At 47.1% G+C, this 21252-nt stretch carries 16 protein-coding genes; 5 read left to right on the top strand and 11 right to left on the bottom strand.

Translation table 11 applies throughout. The annotated features are described in order from the left end of the window. Positions 1-339 precede the first annotated feature (339 nt). Positions 340-1002 carry a type 1 glutamine amidotransferase domain-containing protein gene (locus tag B0W44_RS12685; RefSeq protein WP_077721386.1) on the bottom strand — a complete coding sequence of 221 codons (663 nt, stop codon included), beginning with the start codon at positions 1000-1002 and terminating at the stop codon, positions 340-342. 124 nt (positions 1003-1126) lie between these two features. Between B0W44_RS12685 and B0W44_RS12680 the strand changes: the two genes are divergently transcribed. From B0W44_RS12680 to B0W44_RS12665, 4 genes are all read left to right on the top strand, one after another. After that, positions 1127-2005 carry a LysR family transcriptional regulator gene (locus B0W44_RS12680; RefSeq protein WP_077720353.1) on the top strand — a complete coding sequence of 293 codons (879 nt, stop codon included), beginning with the start codon at positions 1127-1129 and terminating at the stop codon, positions 2003-2005. 366 nt (positions 2006-2371) lie between these two features. After that, positions 2372-4885: a S8 family serine peptidase gene (locus tag B0W44_RS18990; RefSeq protein WP_077720352.1), complete on the top strand. Its 2514-nt coding sequence runs from the start codon at positions 2372-2374 to the stop codon at positions 4883-4885. Then, the gene (locus B0W44_RS12670) at positions 4882-5268 is read left to right on the top strand and encodes a hypothetical protein (RefSeq protein WP_077720351.1); all 387 of its coding nucleotides are present in this window, start codon (positions 4882-4884) and stop codon (positions 5266-5268) included. The genes B0W44_RS18990 and B0W44_RS12670 overlap by 4 nt, the downstream gene beginning before the upstream one ends. Before the next feature lie 2 nt (positions 5269-5270). Next, positions 5271-6467, top strand: coding sequence for a dockerin type I domain-containing protein (locus B0W44_RS12665; RefSeq protein ID WP_169835564.1), 1197 nt, complete (start codon positions 5271-5273; stop codon positions 6465-6467). Between the two features lie 192 nt (positions 6468-6659). Here the strand turns inward: B0W44_RS12665 and B0W44_RS12660 are convergent, their stop codons facing one another. The 10 genes from B0W44_RS12660 to B0W44_RS12615 all read right to left on the bottom strand — a co-directional run bounded on the left by B0W44_RS12660 (position 6660) and on the right by B0W44_RS12615 (position 19346). Further along, positions 6660-7385, bottom strand: coding sequence for an SDR family oxidoreductase (locus B0W44_RS12660; RefSeq protein WP_169835563.1), 726 nt, complete (start codon positions 7383-7385; stop codon positions 6660-6662). A gap of 39 nt (positions 7386-7424) precedes the next feature. Further along, on the bottom strand, positions 7425-8195 hold the full coding sequence (locus B0W44_RS12655) for an SDR family NAD(P)-dependent oxidoreductase (protein WP_228441118.1): 771 nt from the start codon (positions 8193-8195) through the stop codon (positions 7425-7427). 87 nt (positions 8196-8282) lie between these two features. Further along, positions 8283-8993, bottom strand: a complete 711-nt coding sequence (locus B0W44_RS12650; RefSeq protein WP_169835562.1) for an SAM-dependent methyltransferase — start codon at positions 8991-8993, stop codon at positions 8283-8285. An 11-nt stretch (positions 8994-9004) separates the two neighbouring features. Next, on the bottom strand, positions 9005-10582 hold the full coding sequence (locus tag B0W44_RS12645; RefSeq protein ID WP_077720346.1) for a SagB family peptide dehydrogenase: 1578 nt from the start codon (positions 10580-10582) through the stop codon (positions 9005-9007). 5 nt (positions 10583-10587) lie between these two features. After that, entirely contained in the window at positions 10588-11568 is a 981-nt protein-coding gene (locus B0W44_RS12640; protein ID WP_077720345.1) for a lantibiotic dehydratase C-terminal domain-containing protein, read from the bottom strand. Positions 11569-11576: 8 nt separating this feature from the next. Then, positions 11577-12569 (bottom strand): thiopeptide-type bacteriocin biosynthesis protein, encoded by a 993-nt coding sequence (locus tag B0W44_RS12635; protein WP_077720344.1) that lies wholly within the window; start codon positions 12567-12569, stop codon positions 11577-11579. Continuing rightward, a complete protein-coding gene (locus B0W44_RS12630) occupies positions 12566-15244 on the bottom strand; it encodes a lantibiotic dehydratase (protein ID WP_077720343.1) in 2679 nt (892 codons plus the stop codon). Before B0W44_RS12630 ends, B0W44_RS12635 begins: the two co-directional genes overlap by 4 nt. A 14-nt stretch (positions 15245-15258) precedes the next feature. Further along, a complete protein-coding gene (locus B0W44_RS12625; RefSeq protein ID WP_149027012.1) occupies positions 15259-17232 on the bottom strand; it encodes a TOMM precursor leader peptide-binding protein in 1974 nt (657 codons plus the stop codon). Next, positions 17225-19060: a hypothetical protein gene (locus B0W44_RS12620; RefSeq protein ID WP_077720342.1), complete on the bottom strand. Its 1836-nt coding sequence runs from the start codon at positions 19058-19060 to the stop codon at positions 17225-17227. Before B0W44_RS12620 ends, B0W44_RS12625 begins: the two co-directional genes overlap by 8 nt. 127 nt (positions 19061-19187) lie before the next feature. Then, entirely contained in the window at positions 19188-19346 is a 159-nt protein-coding gene (locus B0W44_RS12615; RefSeq protein WP_077720341.1) for a thiocillin/thiostrepton family thiazolyl peptide, read from the bottom strand. Positions 19347-19568: 222 nt separating this feature from the next. Between B0W44_RS12615 and B0W44_RS12610 the strand changes: the two genes are divergently transcribed. Then, entirely contained in the window at positions 19569-20891 is a 1323-nt protein-coding gene (locus B0W44_RS12610) for an IS1380 family transposase (RefSeq protein ID WP_077720340.1), read from the top strand. Positions 20892-21252: the final 361 nt, after the last annotated feature.

Raw genomic sequence — 21252 nt, 5'->3', positions numbered from 1 at the left:
CATAGTACTTACATTAATGTAATTTTACTTGATCCCTTAAGAGCAGAACACAAAAAAACAGAGAGGATTGTTCAAAAATGCGATGTTCTCAACTTCCATATATTACTATTTTAATCAAAAACGCCTGGGCGGTGAATGCAGATATCAGATGCATTTGCGGTAAAAATCAGGCGAACGTAACATTTGACAACGTCTCCGTTTTCCGTCTGAAAAACTTACTGATGTGCTTCGAGGCAAGAAGGGAACTGGTTTTCTGACGGTTTTGGCATGCAGACAGAGGAGAAACCGCCCATACAAAGAAAAAAGCCGTTATCGCTAACGGCTCCGATCTTGCAAACTTCAGTTTTGTAGCATTGCTTTAATTGTGCGGGCAATGCTTTCGCTGGATTGGGGGTTTTGACCCGTTACCAGTTTACCGTCTGCAACGACGTGCTCGGTCCATTTCGGTTTCCCGATAAATTGGGCGCCGGCCTGACGAAGGGCGTCTTCCAGCAAGAACGGCATATATTTGTCAAATGTAGAGGCCCTTTCCTCCTCATTCGTAAAACCGGTCACTTGTTTGCCCTTCACCAAGTAGTCCCCGTTCGACAATTTTACTTTCACCAGTGCGGCAGGACCATGGCACACAGCGCCAACGATACGATCCGTTTCTGCAAATTCGGCGATCAGAGACTGCAGTTTGGCGTCATCCGGCAAGTCGAACATCGTTCCATGTCCTCCCGGCATAAAAATCGCATCGAAACCTTCCGATGTGACACTGTCAATCGGAATCGTTTGTTCCGCAACCCTGATGATCGCCCCCCACTTGGCTCTGGCGTCGTCACTGATGCTTCGCGGATCGATCGGTGCCTTTCCGCCTTTTATGCTGGCTACCGTAATGTCAAATCCCGCTTCCTTAAACACTTCGTAAGGCTCGGCAAATTCGGACAGCCAGATGCCGGTTTTATGATGATCGCTCATCCTCTCATGACTCGTTAACACGACAAGAATGGATTTGGCCATTTCGATCATTCCTCCCCCACCATATTAGATGAATATGGAAATTTTAAGTGGTTACGTCCCTATTATATTGACGTTCATGGTATAATACAAATAATTTTTTCATAAAGGTGGTATAAATATTTTTATGGCAGATTTTGAATGGTTTCGCTCGTTTGTCGCCATTTACCGACTAGGATCAGTCTCTACGGCCGCCCGCCATCGATCCATGACTCAGCCCGCTTTAAGTCAGCATCTCGCTTCTTTGGAAGCCGAGATCGGGGAACGCTTGTTTCATAGAGGGCCAAGGCAGATGATTCCGACGGAGAAAGGGAAGGATTTGTACAATCAGGTGGTAAAAGCAGTCGATCGATTGGAGAAAGTGACGGGCAGCTTCATCCACTCCCCTCATCCCTCCGTTGTCCGGCTAGGAGCACCTCCGGAATACTTTCACGAGCGGATCGCTCCCAGATGGAACCGAACCGACTTGGATCTGGAGGTGATTCTCGGCCTTACGAGGCCGTTACTTGATCGTTTAAGAAAGGGGGAGCTGGACCTGGTCATTGCGACGCAGCAGATCGCTGCAAGCGGGTTGGTGTATACGAAATATGTCACCGAATCGTTCGTGCTTGTCGGAGATTGGTCTCACAAGAAGCGAATGGAAAACATCGTCGAAGAAGAAACGGCCATTTCCGTACTGGAAAGCTTCCGTTGGCTAAGTTACGACATGGATCTGCCGATTATCCGCAGATTCTGGTTTAAAACGTTTCACACACGGCTCGGCATTCGCCCCAACTACGTCGTACCGGATCTAAGAACGATTAAAGAAATGGTGAAAGCAGGTCTCGGCGTCAGTGTGTTGCCAGACTACCTCGTTGCATCCGACCTCTATTCCGGCGCTTTGCATGAGCTTTGGAGTGCTCCAACAAAGGTTACAAATGATCTGTGGCTTGTTCACCGGTCCTCCGATCTGGATGAGGAAACCATCAAGCGGGTTATCGAGTCTTTGATCAGCATGAAAAACTGATGTCCTACCCCGTCAAAAGGACGATGACGGGTTTTAGCGAGGCAGGTTGCTTGGATGTGAGAAACGTCACGCCGCCACAGCCCGGCATCGCCATTTTCTGCGACAGCTTCCTTAACAGTACATGCCCCGAGGTTATCTCCCCGGGGTCTCATATTGTGCTCACACAAAAATCCCTTCAATCTATCACAATACTTTTAAATTTATAAAGGAAAAATTTCTTATATGTCGAATAAACATTTGTAATTATAGTAAATGTTTAATTAAATCTATGAAAATAGGTGCAAAGAAGTAGAAGGAGTGATGAAGGGAGTAGCCTGTACAGTTTTTGACTTCGTGAGACACCAGTCAAGATGAGGAGGAGAAACGATGCACATAAAAAAACAGAGAAAAAAACTTATCTCAACCGCACTTGCGCTGATCCTTTTGATCCCTTTGATCCCGATCAACGCTGCAACGGCTAAAGACGACGAGGTAAACGTCAACCTCCGTTCGTTGTCACAACCTGAGATCGACCCGTCTATCAATACGAAATCCGACAAAACAATCAAGGTGATCGTAGAATTTACAACAGACCCGGTCGTCGTGCAGCGTCTCTTCAGACAAAAGCGTTTCGACAAAGCGGAAGATTCTGTACAGCAGGCATTGAAAAAATTTCGCAAAGGTTTAACCGAAATAAATGTTTCAGCAAATATCACGACAACGTACAAGACGGTTTTCAGCGGAGCGGCTGTTGAAATGAGGGCGAACGACGTACCGAAGTTAAAAAAAGTAGCCGGGGTTCGCGCCGTTCATGCCAATAACAGAGTCGAAGCCATTCCCGTTACAAAGTCGAAAGTCATCACGCCGTACACCGAGGAAAGCACCGCCTTCATCGGAGCTGACGAGTATTGGAAGCGCGGGTTCGAAGGAAAGGGTATCAAAATTGGCGTCATCGACACAGGGATAGACTACCATCATCCTGACCTGAAGAAAGCGTATAAAGGCGGTTACGATTTTGTCGATAACGATGACGACCCTTACGAAGGCAATGAAACGGTCAACACGACGCACGGCACGCACGTGTCGGGCATTATAGCTGGACGAGGAAAACCGGAAAAAGGTGGGGTTCGCGGTGTTGCTCCGAAATCCGACCTGTACGTCTACCGTGTGCTTGGTCCGGAAGGAGGATGGGACGAGTGGGTCATAGCCGGCATTGAACGTGCTGTCGAAGACGGCGTGGATGTGGTGAATTTGTCGCTGGGCAATCATATAAATGACGCAGACGCTCCGACCAGTCGAGCGGTTAACAACGCGATGCTGGCGGGGGTGATAACCGTTGTCGCGAACGGAAATACGGGAATGTCCGGTCTAAAGTCGGTAGGTGCCCCGGCGACGGCTGCACTGGGGATTTCAGTAGGCGCTTCAACCCCTCCGATCCATTCGTACCGTTTCACCGGACAGGCGTCCGCAACGGGAACGAAAGAATATTCACTGCTGTGGATGATGCAGGAAAAACCACAAAATCTAAAATCGTTGTTTAAAGGAAAAGAGATTGTTTACTTGGGGTTGGGCCGACCTGAAGATTTTGACGGTGTAAATGTTAAGAACAAGTTGGTGCTGGTAAAGCGTGGCGTCACACACTTTGAAGAGGTAAACGCGAGGGCAGCAGAGGCGGGGGCAGCAGGTGTCGTTATTTTCAACTCTGACGGCTACAATGAGCACATCAATCGTCCTGCGCCGCTACCGGACGGTATCCCCACTTTTGATATGCGCGGGGATGACGGACGGGAACTCGCCGCCGCCTTAGCAGAACGATCGAATAAGAAACCCCGAACGTTCAAATTAACGGATGAATTGACAGAAACGTACCCCGGAGACGAACTGGCCGATTTCAGTTCAAGAGGACCAGTAATCACCAACATGGAAATCAAACCAGACGTCGTCGCCCCGGGTGTTCACATTCGTTCAACGGTGCCAAGCTTTGGCGGAAATGACAAAAAGGCTTACGCGTACTACGACGGAACGAGTATGGCAGCACCTCACATTGCCGGGATGGCGGCCTTAATAAAGCAAGCAAGGCCGGAATTCGATCCTTTTGACGTCAAAACGGCACTCATGAATACTGCCTTGCAAATCGCACCTAAAGAACAGGGCGCATACCGCGTGTTAGACATCGGAGCAGGGCGCGTTCAAGGGTTGGAGATCCTTCGCACACCGGCATTGGCACAAGTACCGCATACGGCTGAGTACACAAAGGACTCACTCGACGACGACAAACATCAGTCCGTTGAACATTTGACCGGAGCCATCCACTTTGGCGAGATCCGCGAACTGGACGGAAAAGGACAACAGGTCTTGCTAAAGAACGTGTCTGACCAAGATGTCACGTACAGAGTGAGCTACGACATTCACCACTTTCTGCCGAGGTCAGGCAGCCCAGGCAACTCCGACGTAAACAGTATTCACATGACGTTCGACCAGAAAGAAGTGACCGTACCGGCTGGCGGCAGTGAATCATTGACCGCCCATCTAAGAGTTAACAGAGCGGTGGACGAAGGATTTTACGAAGGGTATGTCAGACTGACTCCTGTCGACGGAACCCATCCGGGTATACACATCCCCTACATTGCTTACAACAATGCACAGTTGGTCGAAGGCATTCGCGAAATATCCGCTGACCCAAGGTCCCTCTCGTTAAACGGTGACGGGATCAACGAAACGACAACCATTCAATACGAATTAACCGAAGATATGACAGACGCCATCCTCTACTTGCAAGACGTTGCGAGGGTCAGTTGGCCGGGGTCATCAAAACAATGGAAGGAGACGAGCTCCAAAAAGGAAAGAAACACACGTTCACGTGGGACGGCCGTTACGTTGAACGTGAAACAGGAGAAGTGAAAACCGTCACAACGGGCTGGTACAAGTTAGAGCTGGTCGCACATGATGCGTTTCACAATGAACACAAACTGGGTTTGCAAACGTTCATCGCCAACGAAGCCACCTCGATAGAAGTGGATCAGCTAGGGGCAGACGGTCGGATCGCAACTGAAGACAACTCCATTACTGGTTTTCTGTCTTCGCCTTTAGTTGAGATGATAAGAGGGATGTTCTTCAACGACCCGTATTTGGCGGAGTTCCTTAGCATGGAGTACAAGATCTATGCTGGAGGAGAATTACAGTCCAGCGGGTGGGTCGAACTGACGACAGACGGAGCCCCGGACGATAAACTTAAGTTTCACCTAAAAGACAAACTCCCCCGGGCGAGAGCAAACTCGTTTTAAAGGTGTCGGACAAGGCAGGCAACGTGAACGAAGTGGAGTACGACGCCGTTTACGATGTCGACACGTCTATCAGCGGAGATGACGTAGCAGTCGGGGACGAACTGAAGCTGACGCTCTCCGTGCACCAGGTGGAGAAACTCGTGGCGGGCGAATTTAAGCTTGACTACCTTTCCGATGTGTTCACGTACGACCGGGTTGAGGTTACGGAAGAATTCCGTTCCTTAGCTCCTAATACCGTAACGACTTCATTCGTTGACGGGGAAAAGTGGACAGATGAAGACGGGCGCGAACACCATTGGATTCAAGTGGGAGGCGCGCTTTCGAAAGATTTTGGCTACGGGCATCCAGTAAGCGGAGCAACAGGGAACATCCCCATTGTTCACGTTTACTTTACCGCATCGAAAGATGTGCGTAATTTAGGAAGTTATCCGTTTGCGATCACGACGTCACAGTACATCGACCAATCACTGTCCAAAAAAACGCTGCGGGGCAGTACCGCAGAAGTTGAAGTTTATACGGAACCGACAACGCTCTCCGGCAGAGTCAACCTGGAAGCGTATTTGGACAAAAACGGAGATTTGAGAAATGACATCGATTACCGCGATACACGGAGCTATATCAGAGTTTGGGATGCAGAGACAGGAGAAGAGCTGCTCCCGTTGGACGGTTACCGAACGGATTTGAGTACAAATTTGAATGATGACGGGACCTTCTCCATTAAGGGGTTAAAACCAGGCAAAAAATACGACGTCGAATTTGTCTATCCCGGGCACTTCGCCGGGGTGGCAAAAGAGATCGAAACGTCAACGCCTGACGAAGCAGGGAACGCAGTCCCCGTTCACAACGTGACGATCGACTTCGGGCTTCAGCTTGCAGGTGATGTTGACGGGGACGATGTCATTGACATATACGACGTGGCAGTCATTTTACAGTTCCTCGGCGCGAAAGCTGAAGACGGGCGTTACGGCGATTACTTGGCTCAGAATGCCGACATTAATCGCGACGGTATCGTGGACGATGCCGACCTCAACTTTGCACTTCACAACTACGGAAAATGGAACGAAGCGAAACTCGGCAGAAACGGTGTTAAACGCATCCAAAAATCGTTGCCTAACGGTCTCACATTAAAAGAAATGATAAACAACCCCGACCGGATCCCTGGCGTCGAGGCGCTGTTATCATTAAAGAAGGCACAGTAAAATATCGGTAGATGCTTCAAGAGAGCTCCCGGCCGTTCATCCGTGAGCTCTCTTGGCTTGTTAGAAGTATTTTTAGTCGAACCTGTCTGTGTGAAGACCAGTCGGAACGCTTATTATAACTGGGAGCGGGAAGCTGAGACGGTCGGTTCCAATCTTATTGTTGAAAAGGCGCGCACAAAATATTCCGTTTTTTCACATTGGCCGAATCACAATTTCAGAGATATTCACATTTTCCGGCTGGTCAAGGAGAAAAAGAACTGTATCCGCTATTTGTTTTGGATGAATTTTACACACAGGAAAGGATTGCATAAACTGCAGTATTTCCTCATCCTGAATCGTGGAAGTTAAATTCGTATCGACAGGACCGGGTGAAACCAGAATGGTTTTTATTTTCGATTTCTTCATTTCCAGCTCCTTGCGCAGTCCCTCCGTTATGGCCCGGACGGCATACTTCGTCGCGCTGTATACGGCTCCTCCCGGCATTACCTCATAGGCAGCGGTTGAAGAAATGTTAATAATGCAACCGGCGTTTTTCTTCTCCATTTGCGGTAGTACGGCCGCGATGCCGTTCGTGACGCCTTTAATGTTCGTATCGATCATCGCGTGCCATTCTTCCACTCTTCTTTTACGCAGAAACGATAACGGCATAATTCCGGCACTGTTTACGAGAATATCAATTGTTCCATAATGTTGAACGGCTTTCTCGCACAGTATTTGAAAATCCTGAAAGCGAGACACATCTGCCGGAACGGGCAAAACGTCCCCGCCCTTCGCCTGTATATGTGAAGCTGCTTTTTCCAAGGCGACCATCCCTCTTGCCGCCGCGACAACTGCTACACTCCGTTCGGCCAGCTTGGCGGCAATCGCGTAACCGATTCCGCTGCTCGCACCGGTCACGATCGCTACTCTCTTTCGCACCGTCGCAAACACCTCCTGTCCCTCGTCACTTCCTCTCCTTCAATGAATGGTGTACCCGCCGTCAACCAGAATATTTTCGCCTGTAATCATCGTATTAAACGGGCTCGACAGAAATAAAACAGCGCGTGTTATATCATTCGGCGTAGCAAATCTTTTGAGAGGAATTTTGGGCAGAAACGATTTCTGTACGTTTGGATGCTGCAAAAATGTTTCGCTTTTCGACGTCTTCGTAAACGTCGGTGACACACAATTCACCAGAATATCGTATTGGGACCATTCCAGGGCCAACACTTTTGTAAGGTGAATCACCCCTGCTTTGCTCGCGCAATACGGAGCTCTTAGACCGTTGGCGACAACCCCGTGTTGGGAGGCCAAGTTCACTATTTTCCCTGGAGTTCGGCTTTTGATCATCGTCTCGGCAACGAACTTGCTCACAAAAAAGAGGCTTTTCAAGTTAACGTTTAAAATCTGATCCCACACTTCCTCTTCAACCTTTAATGCAGGCAAAAACGTGTTCAACCCTGCACAGTTGACTAAAATGTCAATCGGCTTTTCAACGCTTGACAGGTTTGCCTGAATCTCGTCCACTGAATTTAAATCGATGGGGTGGACAGTTGAATGCGAGGCGTATTCATGCTGAAATGTCCCGGCCATCTCGTTCAACCGTTTTTTCAAATCAGGGTGATCGGATAAAAGCAAGTCGGCTCCCAAGGCAGCAAAGCTCTCCGCGATGGCCGCACCGATATCACTGGTTGCCCCAGTGATGAAGACTGTTTTATGTTGAAACACATCCTTTGCATGTTCACGCAAGCCGATCCCTCCTGCCGTACACTTGAACATAACCTAGTTTTTCCACGGCTATCTCGGAAAGGCGTTGACAAGCATCTTTAATTTTATCTAGCCAATCCTCGGGATGTCCCGTTCCATCTCTTCTGTCACGGTTGTCCAGTGCGTATACGTCGGTTCCACCAACTTTGTCCAGTCATCCACGGCTACATCCACAAAGCCGCAATCCTCCATCAATGCCGTGTACTGGTCCATGTTCAAGTAACTTCCCATTGTCAATCGGTTCACGGTTCGTTCCTCAGCAGCGGTCAGTGGCTTTTTTACAATCCAGTCACAAAGCACAAATCGAGATCCAGGCCGCAACACGTGACACACTTGATGGAATACGCGTTTACGATTCATGTGCATCAAGCTTTCCAAAGCATAGCCAGCCGTAAAAACACCTTGTTTAAAAGGGAGGTGATGAGCATCGGCTTTAAGCAGCTTAACGCATGTCTTCATTGGACTGTTCGACAACAACTGTTCTCCAATGGCTAACTGTTTTTCAGATATGTTCACTCCCACGATTTTGCATTTAAACTTCTGTGCGATCTGCAGGGCGGCGTTCCCGGTCCCGCAGCCCACATCTAACAGTACGTCGTCTTCTGTCGGTTCAAGTCGGTCCGCCATATACATAACCGTTCTCGTTTGCGCTACAGCCAGCGGTTCGTCTTCGCTGTGAAAGAGACCGACATGGTAATCTTTTGACGGGCTAAAGCTCCAAACCCTGTCCGCTGTCCCGTCATAAAAACTTTTGACCCTTTCCGAATCAGGCACTCTCACTTGAATCTCCCCTAAAATAATGTATTGGCCAGTCTGAGTAAAGGCTTGTACTCGCCAAGTGCGATTTGCATGAGAATGGTTTGCTCCAAGTCGTCGAGGCCCAAGGCGCGCTCAAGAAATCCGGCATCATAGCTGAGCATGGGGTGAGCGCCGAGATGAAAACCAGCGGCAAACAATTGCTTCTGTTGCGTAAGCATTCCCGCCTCCATTTGGAGAATGCGATAACCTCTCGTTCCGACAGAGGACACAAACTCGCAAAATGCCGATGTCAAATGAATGACGAGCGGAACCTGGTGCAAATTAAAGTTTTTTCTCGTAAGCCCCTGTTGAAACAAAGGAGATAAATCGCCTTTTTTCATTAAACGGACGGATGAACACTCACGATCCACATAGTAATACCCCTGGGCCAGCCCCTCGACGTGGTGCGCGTAAAAAAAGACATGTATCGTCTCGGTGACATTTCTGTTTACAATCACATCGTTTTTAATGCCATCTAAACCGTGATGGGTCAAAATGTTTGACAACGTGTCAAAACGCAATTCACTCAACTTAAAACGTTCTCCCGGCGAAATTCGATCCAAAGACGCCTGCAACAAATCGACTGGCTTCTTCCGTTCCGTTAACCTGACAGTTGCCTGCCCGTCGATGGCACTTCGCAAGTTTTGTGTGTCCTTATATCGTTTAAACGACTCAACTGTTTCGCATTCCGCTTGGTTGTTCAGATTCACGATCATCGAATAGTCGCCGCGTCTATTTTCCTCGCAAACCGGCGTATCAACCGGCGGCAACCGGTCCGCTAAAGTATCAGCCGTTTCTTTTTTGTTTTCTCGCGACTTCAGCCGTTGCCCCGCGTTTGCCGAGATCACGGCGTAAACCGTTTCTTCATGCGAGTCGATATTCAACAAGTGGCGGAGGGCCTGATCGACAAAGTTGTAGTGCACCGTTGCTTGCATCCCCAACGCCTTCAAAAGGGTTAACAGTTGACCAGCCAAAACACCTGTGTCCAAACCGTGCAAGCGGTAAGAAAAGTTGAGGTATTTAAAGAAGTTTTTGCAAAACCGAACGGTTAACAACAGGTAGACAGAACTCCCCACTTCCTCAAACTCTATCCCGAGCGCCTCTTGGACATATTGGGTCATGTCGCCTTCTCGCAAAAGGACCAAACGGTGCCCTTTCGGATCGTAGTGATAGACGCCCGCGCTTAATCCTTGAAACCCTTTTAAGCAAAGATAGATTTCAGCCGGGTACAGAGCACCGCCGGACGCGACATTGCGCCGGAAAAATGTCAGTGATTTCGCATCGGCCTCTTCCGGTTTGCTGGCTTTCGTCAGCCAATTCATCGTGGTTAATCCGTAAGAGTGCCACAACAAAGCACTGAGGCGCTCAAACAAACCGGGCTCCGAACGGACAAATGGTCCCAAAGCGTCCGGCACGCGATGATCCAAACGGACAGACGGCAACCCTCGATACGTTTTAAACGGTCTCGGCTGCTCCTCACTGTTAACTGTCCAATCTTTTGGCGTCACTTTTTCGGGGTGATATTGAAGGTTGAATAAGTTCACGTCAAAGCTCACTTGAGACGTTTTCATTGGAATCACCCTTTTTCTGCGAAGGATTTAATCAGATCCAGTGAATTTAAATCAAACAACTCTTCAACCGTGCGGTAGATGTAATAGCAAAGTGCGTACCTGTCTTTATGTTTGATCCCGACGCGGCGCAACAGCAAGTACGTAAAGATCGTCAGCAATCTTCCGCTCAAAAAAGTGGGATCGTGGTTCATATAATGGAGAAAGGCGTCGTTATTCACGATTTCGCGGTGAAACGGACTCCTTTTCAGGAAGTCCCGGTAACCTTGACTGGTTTCATCGCCGCTCTCTATGTTGGTGACCGTTAGTTGGCCTTGACGAAAAGCTTCCGTGAGCGATTCCTTAAACGATAACAACACATGTCGATACTGTATATACGCCTCATCTCCCCCGTCGTTTTTCAACAGGCGGGTGACCTTCGCGTGTAAATAAGGGCTTATTTTTTTGTATTTTTCAGAAAACGTCTTTTCAATTTTTTGCGGGTCTTTCCACCGGGTGAAAAATCCGTTCACGTGCGAACAGTAAGACAGATACCCCCTTTGAATCGTGTCGTAAGCGCAATCTGCACTTATGATCATCATGTCTAATGCGGCATCCAATTTCTTCGGGTATTCCCCGTTCGCTTTTTCCAATACGCGGAAGGCTAAGTCGTTCGTTTGGCAGTAGTACCTGGCTAAATAGAGATCGCCCATGCGTCCGAAAAAGGGTTCGGTCTCATTAAATTGACTGACACCGGCATAGCGGACTTGGCCTTTTGAGCAGCTATCTAAATGGGCATACATCTGTTTAAAATGCGCTTCGTCCGCATCTGCATGGATATAAAATTCCACGGTGTTCCGGCTGCCATCATACGATCGGGTGAAGAAATGTTCCGACAGTTGGCGCCCGTGAGCGGCCACGACTGGTCTTAAACCGCGACAGATCACATCGTCTACCTGCGCCTCGTCTTCAAGTGTCACCACTATTTTATACCACGCGTTTTCAATCATATGGCCACCTACTCCAAACGCATTTTATCTGCAATCTCCAACAATCCTTTATACAGCAAGAAACCGAGGTAAGCTTCCTGTTCGGGGCGTATGCCCAGCCTGTTATTCGACATATGGATGTAGCTGATCACGATGGGAATTAACTTGTAGTTCGGGATGTGTTCCAGTCCTTTCAGATACTGATCCCCTTCGGCTTGAAAGGTTAACTGACCGTTTCGGTACAATTGGGTCATTTGTTCGTTCGTGTTGTCAAGATGTGCCATCCATGGTGCGAGGAGCTCCTCCGGAATGATCTTCGATTTATCATGGAAGTAATGGTGCAAGTAGTTTACAATTTTGTCCTTTTGGGCCCGGTATTTTTGTCCGAAGTAGTCCTGTACTTGACGCGGGTCCTGGGGGATGTACCGCTGCCAAACTCGGGAATACTTGGACAGAATAGTAAGCGAGTCTTCTATGCCCATGCCAAATGCTTCTAGAATCGTGAGTGTCACCGCCATTGCGACCGTCAACCTCTGCCGCCCTTTTTCTCTCATATCACGCAACAGTCCGAGGCAGAGTTCACTTGAATGGAAAAAGTGTGCTTCGGAACATATGGTGCCCTCTCTTCCACCGTACCGGTCATATTCAGGCTCGTATTCCTTTCGCCTTAAACTGTTGTTAGGTTGTACGGTAAAAGATACGGCTACATTCTCCAACCGGCTGAATTTAAGGAAGTGTTCTCTCATGACCCGTTCCGATAAATCCAAAGTGGACGGTTCGACTTCCAAGTACGTTCGGATACACGTTTCAATCACGTTTTCAAGTGCTTCATCACCGTTTTGGGCAAGGACTCGAAAACGGATATGCGGTCCTCCTTCCCAGTAACGGATGAAGAAATACTGTACAAACGATTCACGGGACTTTAATGTATCAACGAGCGGACGTATACATTGCGTTAAAAGCCGATCCTGCTCATCGTAATAGTAAATGAGGTAACTCAACCACTTTCCACGGGCATTCACGTCTCGTCACTCCTCGGGTTGTGAACTTCAAATAAAAATTCCGACACATAATGACCGTCTTCACCGGCTAGTGCATCGCCCGGGGTTGGGTAAACTTCTTGAAACGTGATGTCACCGCTCGCGTCTTTAACAATTTTCTCCATTATTTTTGTGTCAAAATAGTTATGAAAATTGACGTACTGAGGTTTTCGCTGCCTTGTTTTTTTCACATCCTCGATCCAAGATTTTAAATCCGCTTTCCGGTCCGCGTCGGAAAATACATCCAACGAAGACAGTGCTTTGACAAATACGTGAGACGGAAGGCGATGTTGATCGACGAGTTCCTGAATTTGGCAGAAGTACTCCCAATCGCTTTTACGAAACGTACTCCGGATCGCTTCAACCGGTATTTTCCATGTTCTTCGATCCAATACGACATTTCCGAACAGTAATCTCGGATAGTAGCGAAACGCACCTCCTCGTTGGTCCCGGTCAAACTTTTCCCAAAATGAATGCTCGACGCCGTTTGAATACGATAACGAAGACAAAAATTTGTAAAAAGGCGGAGCTAACATCGGAAATAAAAAACCCATCGGGATGAGTTCGACCGATTTCGCGAGTTTATCCGCGTACAGTGTTAACCGCTGCTTTGCCCGGTCGTAGCAAACAGAGACATCGCTCACGTTGATTTGATTCGTTTCCAGATTGGGGGAGCTGCCCGGATATGTGAGCTCGTAATCCAAAATTTTAGGGTGCAAATTAATGTTTAGGCCGAGAACAGCATTTAAATCGGCAAAAACTGTTTGCGCTCCAAACACCTTGTAACTCTCTCGGATGGACTGCAAAAACGAATTATTGCCGGCTTCGTCGAAAAACAAATCACAATACCGTGAATAGTGTTTTCCGTATCCGGGTCCGACTTTATTTAAGACGAGATGCGTCGCATTGCCGTTTCGCGCGAGCTGACAGTAAAACGAGGAACTGGACCAATTTCTCAAAATATCGGGAAATTTCTCGAGCAACTGCTTGATCCACCTCTTCTCAAGGTAAAGGGGACGTCCTGCAGGGGTTTTATCTAGAAGATCCGATACATAATCGTAAAACGCTTTCCTCAGCGTCTTCACCTTTTGGAAGGTGTCGTTGTGTTGCTGTATCTCGTGCCACATTTGTTGCCAATCGCTTTGCGTCATTCTGCTGTATTCCCGGTAAAAATCTAAAAGTTTGACTCGTTTGTTTTCGCCGAACCGCTGTCTGAAAAATTGGTTCGCGGCAATCTTTTCCACAACGTGATCGTCAAATAGCGGCATAAATTGCTGTAAAACGCTTAAATCCTCTAGAAACCCTGTCCATTCGTCGCGGTTAAGTTGAAATCGGGACTCGTCATACGAAACATCTTCAAACACTTTGGCTTTCGCATAGTGGTGTTGCTTATCGAACGGTATGTGAAGAGTGTCATATAGCTGGTTTAAATTTCTCTCAGCCTGTGCCAAGAGGTACGCTCTTTTTTGATGGTCGGCATGCGAAAAACGGCGGACAATGTCGTGAACCTCTTCTAGCCGAGACACGACGTCTTCAATTTTGGGCGATGAGAGGGTCTTGAGCTTGCAAACGAACTGATGCAAATAATCGCGTGCCTGCTCCTCAATCCCAAATGAAAAAGTGATCAGCTGAGTGCTTTCCAGTTTCTCAACAAAGCCACGGCACTCCTCCAGCGAGTACGTGTTTTTTAAAGTTTTCCACAATGCGTGGACCAATTCATGTACCGTTATGGGCCCGTTTTTTTCTTGAATGACCTGGATCACTTTTTTAACAGGTGACGTCAGTTTGATTTTAACAAACGTTTCATCATTAAAAGCTTGGGCCGTCCCGTCTTTACCCCGCCTGAAAAAAAGAATGTGGTCGTTCACAATGCGAAACGTGGGATTCAAGCTGACGTGTAACGAGGGCCGTACGTCTTCCAGCTCCAGCACCTTTCTTTCAATGCGCTTGATGTAAGCGAGATTGACATTGACGTGTCTCTTTTCATGGGAGTGTCTAATGCGGATCACGCTGGGACCATCGGTAAACACCCCTTGGCACAGTCCGGTAAAAGTGCTGAAAGGGGTAGGTTTAAACACCATTCGGTTAAAGTAGTTTAACAACGATAACTCTGCATGCCGCAATTTTTTAGTGAGTTTGTCCCCTAACCAATCATGGCGGAGATAGTTATTCAGCTGCCGGTAGAGCATTTCGTTCGACAGCTGTATCCCTTTGATAAATCTCTCTTCCGAAAATAATTGTCTTAAACGGTGTCTTTTTTCAACGAGCTCACGCTCGAATACATCTTGCACTGTTTCATTCAACCGAACACAGTCGTTTAACAGGGAGTGCCAAGTCCCTATTGCTTCTTTTAGCTCAGCGGGCATGCTTTGTGTCATCTTTTTCAAGGTTTGCGCGGTGACGTGACGGTGATTGTATACGTCACGCTTGAAATTAATCAATGCTTTTTTTCGATCTTGATTTTTTTCCAGTCTGATATAATCATACAACAAAGCAGTCGTTCTCTCGGTTACGTCCTTTAATTCGGATTCGACTTCTTTTATTTGGTTCACACAGTGCAGCGTGTTGGAAAACGTTAAGTCCGTTAAATGCTCCACCGGCTGACCGGCAACTCGAACCAGGAAGTGAGGGGAATACGCCACTTTAGTTTCACACATTTATGTAACTCTCCTTATGGGAAAGGGTGCGGAAACGGATTCAAGCCGTTTTCTTTCAGACCTAACTGCTTCGGCACTTTTGTGAGTCTTTCAAATCCGTCGACTCGGCGCATGTCATGGCCGAAAGTCATCGGTAACATTCCAGGTATGAGCACTTTTACGCAGCACAGGGCATGCCTTTTCATCTCTTCACTCGTCTGGTCGATCACAATCACATCCAACTCCAAATCTCGGAAGCGTTGGATCAACTTCTGTAAATCGGAAGCAAGGGACCCGGTATACAGTTTACCGCTGTACAGTTCGTCTATCGTATACTCCCTGTTATTTGCGTCCAAAAGAAAGTCAAAGCGACTTTCGGTTTCTTTCAGACCGTACAGCAGAGAGTGATCCTCCATATGTTTGACTAAATGACTGTTGTGGACCATTTCGTACAATGCCGTTTTTCTTTTCTCAAATTTGTCCTGCAGGGCGATTAAAATTCCAGCTACCTCATGCAATGAACTTTGTATCGCCTTAACCGGGTCACAGTGGGCACCAGCGGCACACAAAATATTCATTCCGCTGTCACCTCTGTTTTTAGCTAACGCCCATACGCTCGGAACTCCGTTTTCCATTGTCATATCAAAAAGATGCACGTCATAATCGGTGACATGTTCAAACTTCGTCAACATTAATTGGGTCTCTCGATCGGCAATGGATTCGGTGTTGATTTTTTTCAACCGCAGCTTTCGGTACCACGCCATTAAAAAGGCATCCCGTTCTATGACTTCAAAAATGCCATGCAAAATCGCCTCTTGAAGATTCCCGCCCAGTGAACAACCGTTAGAAATTTCATACACAAAAGAATTTTGTATGCCATCACGGTAGTTTAAACCGTAGTAAGCACAAACTTCAGGAACGAGAATGGGCTCGTTAGTCGTCAGACAATATCCCCATACCCAGTACATTTTTTTGGCAGGGTCAAACGGCTTGAACGGGAATCCCGGCAAGTTGTATTGTGACTCACTGTGCAATCCCAGTTTTCTCGGATCGAGAGCGACATGCGACAGGTTGTTATAACTGTCAAAGACTGTTGTTTTTTTTCCCCTCGGTTCCATTCCTCCGTACCTTTCAATCCCCTCTAAGATCGCCACTACTTGACTGCGATCATAGGAAAGCGTTCTGCCGACTCCGACCTCATCTTTACCTACCGGCAGCGGCAAATTGGCAACCGAAACGGAAAAGGGGCTCTCGTATTCATCCAACAGTGCATTGAATACGCCGGTCTTCGGGTCTACGAAGTCTTCGAAAACCTTTTGCCTTAAATCGTTAAAGGCGTGCTTCCGATAACCTTTTGTATCGTTCCTGTTGAATTCAGTTTCGAAGTCGTCCTTCACTTTGTCCTGACGATCCTCTTCCAATTCACCGCAAACGGGACACGTGGGAACAGGCAAAAATTGGTGCGTGGAAAGCTTCAAATGCTTTTTATCGATGATCACTAAAGTATTGTCGTAAGATGAGCCGTTTTCGTCGGACTGCTCCATCATGTGACAAAGCCATTCAGCGATTAAATACACTGCTGCGGATGTCAGCCATTCGCAACCGCTTGTCACCCGTCCCTCCATAAGTCTTTTTTTCATCTGAAAAACGCGTGTACGGTCCTTCAACGTCATGATCCTTCTCGTGTCGGCGCATTCGGTACAGCCACGTCGCCCGTGTCTCCGCATCGGGCCGATCAACACTTCGTTAAACAAAGAATAAACGCGAACCCACGGAATGCCACTGTGTAGATGCCGTTCCAGCCAAACAGCCACATCGGGTTTCCAACGCTCCTGCACTAACAACAGGAAGTCGTACACTTTCGTCTGGACAATGTGCAACAGGCTTTCCTGCCAATCGCGCTCTTGATCCGAAAGTGTCTCCGTCACGTACCCCTTTGTATGACAGACTTCTCCAACCTCTCTCATGAGTTGGCCGTTCCCGAGGATCAATATCCGAAAATTACCCATTGTGGATCGCTCCGTCGGTTAAAAGTAAGGTTGCCATAACTTTTAACCCCAATGGTCTTTGAGCAAATCGCTTTATTTCAAAAAAACAAATATCGAGATCGTGTTCTTTCAGATACGCCTTTACTTTGTTGTCATGCCAGCCTGTCATGGCCTTAAAGTTCGAACGGCGGATCCCTGTGTCGCGACCGCCGTTTTGCACGCGAATGAGATACGCTCTGACAGCGTTCGTTAAAGCATCTCGAAATGTAAATCCGATTCCCGTTTGCATGTCCCCTCGACTGCCGGCCTTCACGACGACGAATCCACCCGCTTTCTCCTGATAAGTCAATTCGGGTATGGCGTCCATTGTTTTTAAATAAGCGTAGTAATGGCCGATGTGATTTTGTATAAACAGTTCACGCGTGGCGGCCACACTCTTCCCGCTGTCCCCGTTTTCGCTTCGCAACTCATAAGAGAGAAGCTGTTTGAGTATACCGTATTTCAAAAGGTGTTCGTCGTTGACCCCTGCGGAAAGACGAATGGTGTGAAAATCTTTTGGAGAGACGTGAATCCGCTCATTTGTCACAAAACGGGTGCCCTCATAAAACTCACTCTCTTCGTCGCTACTCATCAACCACACTGCTGCAGCCTGCTCAATCCCGTGTAAGCAAGTGTTAAAGCGAGCCTCGTCGTGTTGATCACCGAAATCAATGACCTCCCGACTTTGACCCATACCGTCCGGCCCTGGAACTGCAACATTTATTCGCCACTGGGAGAAAGGTATTTGGGAAAGGTGGCGTCTGTCCAAATTCGTAAACAGACCGGTAAACTTGTCAGTATGTTTGTCGATAAAGCTATAGAAGGCATGTCTGTCCGACGCTCCATCCTTTTCACGGTTTTCGTTTTGTTCGGAAAAGGGAAATGAAACGGGATGAAAATCCCCCTGTAACTGCTCCAGATCCAGTATGTACACGTGATCGGTCAGGTTGGAGGGAAGGACTTGGGTGAAGTATTTAAACATTTCGAATGCCGCTACACTGGCCAGCGTCGATCCCGAGACAAAAGACGGAAGATGGTGATCGCCTCGCCTTATTTCCTCGTATTGAATCCGTCCCTTGACTTTGTTCCAAGTAAGATATGAATGTAACAAGGGCCCCGCCAGTCCGACTTGTTCCACGTACGTTATCGGGACCAGGCGTTGACCGTTGCTTAAGGATTCCGTCAGCTTATGTAGAAGAGGATGGTCACAATCGTTCGAAGCGTAGACCACAAGATCTGCCTTTTTCACTAAACTGCCGATATGATCTACATTTCCTGTGATGTAGGTCAGTTCTCTTTCTTGTTTGTACTTCTCAATGAGATCAGTGACGCGGGTTTCACTTTCTTCGCTCTGTAGAACTTGTACGTGACATGCGCCAAGTTTTAACAGTGCATGCAACGCGCTGTAGAGAATTTCCCCTTTTCCCGTAAGAACAAAATTCGCATTTTTAAAGCGAAGAAAAGCGTTGTAGCCGTCAGAACTAAAGTAATCCAAAAACTCGATCTCTTCTATATTTTCTTCCTTGGAATGAAACTCCTGATTGGTATATTTTAAAAAACCGTTTTTATGCAAACTAACGCATACTTTTGTAATGGCTGACACGTGCTTGGAGGGGAAAGCATTCGTGATCTCGCTCAGTGTATACTGCCCGTTCAGATAGGGAACTAGGGCTTCCACTAGCGTATACACACCCCTGCCCTTAATTGAAAAAGAACCTGCGTTGTTCCTAAAGTATACGCTGTCTCCATCCGGTATAAAAAAAGTGTCTCGTTTTAATTTCAAGCGCTTATCGTCGCGAATCCGTTCCATGATAAAGTCACCCGCATTTGAGTCGAGCTTTCTTCTAGATTAAAATATATTGAAAGGTAGGGGGGAGATCACACGAGACAGGTTTACAGCAACAATTCTATGCTCACTTACAGATGCTTGCGTGTATTCAGGTTGTACAGCAGCTGCATGTACACACACAAGTGGTGCAGGAAGCTCCCATGACTTGAGTCGCTTCCTGTTCCGAAAGGCTGTCAGAATCCATCATCTCTGAAACGTCAAGCTCTTCGATTTCAAGCTCGTTCAGGCTGTGCTTTAAATCGCTCATGCGTTCTTGGCCTCCTCTAAAAGTATTTCCCCCCCTACCCTAGCCAATTATAACAACACCTGAATTATTCATATAGCTGAACTTAAAATATCAAAAAGCGCGTCATACCAGGCCATTAAAAGCATTCCACCTTTTCACCCAATGGGTGAAAAATAGAAATGGAGCCCAACCTTTGGTATTGTAAAAGTGACCAAAACCAATACAAACCAAGGAGGCTCCCTTATGCATAGTGTAAACGAGCAGACCATGCATTTCAACAAAAGTGTGAAAGTCAATTTTGAAGGTGGAAACCTGACCTCAGATGCCGGTTGGTTACTGTATAAAGAATTTGATGAAAAAATCGGGCTCAGTCAAGCGATCACGGATCACCTCAATGTGAATGATCCAAACCGTCATCACATCCATTTTAACGATGACGTCATCATCCAAAAGATCTATCAGCACATTGCCGGGTATCATGCGGATGATCATGCCGATGAATTACGTCATGAACCTGTGTTGACCACCATTTTGGGTAAAGAAGTCCTGGCTTCTCAACCGACCATTTCCCGGCTAAATCAGAAATTGGATAAGGAAACGATGAAGCAGTTGCAATCGGTCAATTCACTGATGCAAAAACGAGTCGACATCATCCAGCCCAAGGACAATATCATGATGGATTTGGACTCGACCCACTTGGCCACCTATGGTGAACAGCATGGATCCGCCTTTAACACGCATTATCAAGCCCAAGGTTACCATCCCCTGATGATGTTTGATGGCCTGACTGGAGATTGTCTCAAAGCAGAACTGCGCGCTGGTCATGTGTACACATCCCGGCAAGTCGTCCGCTTTATCGGCCCTGAAATCAAGCGATATCGGAAGCAAAGTCCATGGGCAACGCTATGCATACGCGGGGACAGCGGTTTTGCCATCCCGGCTCTCTATCAATTGGCGGAAACACATGATGTCCACTATGTGATCCGTTTAAAAGCAAACAACGTGTTGAAACAAAAAGCACAGCCATTTGAAGATGAACTCTGGAAACAGTTTGATCTGAACACGACAGAAGCCAAGGTGTTTTACACATCATTTGACTACCAGGCACGTGCTTGGGATAAGCCGCGTCGTGTGGTGGTCAAGATGGAGAAACCGGAAGGTGAGCTTTTCTTCACCTACACCTTCATCGTGACCAACATGGGGCTCTCACCCAAAAACATCGTCAAGCTTTATGCAAACCGTGGCACGATGGAAAACTTTATCAAAGAAGCCAAGAACGGCTTTGCTTTCGATCAGATGAGCAGTCCATCGTTTTACAGCAACGCCACAAAGCTGCAACTCATGGTGCTCGCCTATAACTTCAACAACTGGTTTCGTCGACTGTGTCTACCTAGAACGATGAACAAAAATCGTATCGACAACATCCGTTTGAAGTTGCTTAAGATCGCGGGAAAGCTGGTTCGTTCAGGCAGATATCTGACATTTAAACTGTGCAGCAGTTGTCTGTATCAAAAGGCTTATTGGCAGACTTTACGAACCATCCATCACCTCCCACGGCTTGGTTGAATGAGATGATATTAGAAAAGTCAATCTCATAGCATTCACATTGACCACAGGATCAGTGTGCCCTTTTACAGCCGATTATGAAAGCTAGCGTATGACTTCCTGCTGTTTTTCCAGTAGATTAGGTAATATATTTGAGAAAACATCTAGGGAAACCAAAAACTTACAAAAATCAGGCTTGAAACTGGTTTTTAAAACATTTGAGACGCGGTTATGAATAATTCAGGCAACAGATAATGTTCTAGTAACTCAATTTTCTAAAAAGAGTACATAAGGACTAATAAATATTTTCACAATAGTTCTTATGTACATTTATTTATTTTTTTTGAGACATATTTTATCATTAAAGACCTTCTTTAAAGCA

The organism is Novibacillus thermophilus (genome assembly GCF_002005165.1).
GTDB lineage: Bacteria > Bacillota > Bacilli > Thermoactinomycetales > Novibacillaceae > Novibacillus > Novibacillus thermophilus.
Note: the sequence above shows the minus strand (reverse complement) of the source record. Positions and strands in the feature narration are given on the sequence as shown.

Excerpts from the sequence above, each read along its gene's own strand:
- B0W44_RS12685 (WP_077721386.1), bottom strand. The coding sequence starts at position 1,002 with ATGGCCAAATCCATTCTTGTCGTGTTAACGAGTCATGAGAGGATGAGC.
- B0W44_RS12680 (WP_077720353.1), top strand. The coding sequence starts at position 1,127 with ATGGCAGATTTTGAATGGTTTCGCTCGTTTGTCGCCATTTACCGACTA.
- B0W44_RS18990 (WP_077720352.1), top strand. The coding sequence starts at position 2,372 with ATGCACATAAAAAAACAGAGAAAAAAACTTATCTCAACCGCACTTGCG.
- B0W44_RS12645 (WP_077720346.1), bottom strand. The coding sequence starts at position 10,582 with ATGAAAACGTCTCAAGTGAGCTTTGACGTGAACTTATTCAACCTTCAA.
- B0W44_RS12640 (WP_077720345.1), bottom strand. The coding sequence starts at position 11,568 with ATGATTGAAAACGCGTGGTATAAAATAGTGGTGACACTTGAAGACGAG.
- B0W44_RS12630 (WP_077720343.1), bottom strand. The coding sequence starts at position 15,244 with ATGTGTGAAACTAAAGTGGCGTATTCCCCTCACTTCCTGGTTCGAGTT.
- B0W44_RS12625 (WP_149027012.1), bottom strand. The coding sequence starts at position 17,232 with ATGGGTAATTTTCGGATATTGATCCTCGGGAACGGCCAACTCATGAGA.
- B0W44_RS12620 (WP_077720342.1), bottom strand. The coding sequence starts at position 19,060 with ATGGAACGGATTCGCGACGATAAGCGCTTGAAATTAAAACGAGACACT.
- B0W44_RS12615 (WP_077720341.1), bottom strand. The coding sequence starts at position 19,346 with ATGAGCGATTTAAAGCACAGCCTGAACGAGCTTGAAATCGAAGAGCTT.
- B0W44_RS12610 (WP_077720340.1), top strand. The coding sequence starts at position 19,569 with ATGCATAGTGTAAACGAGCAGACCATGCATTTCAACAAAAGTGTGAAA.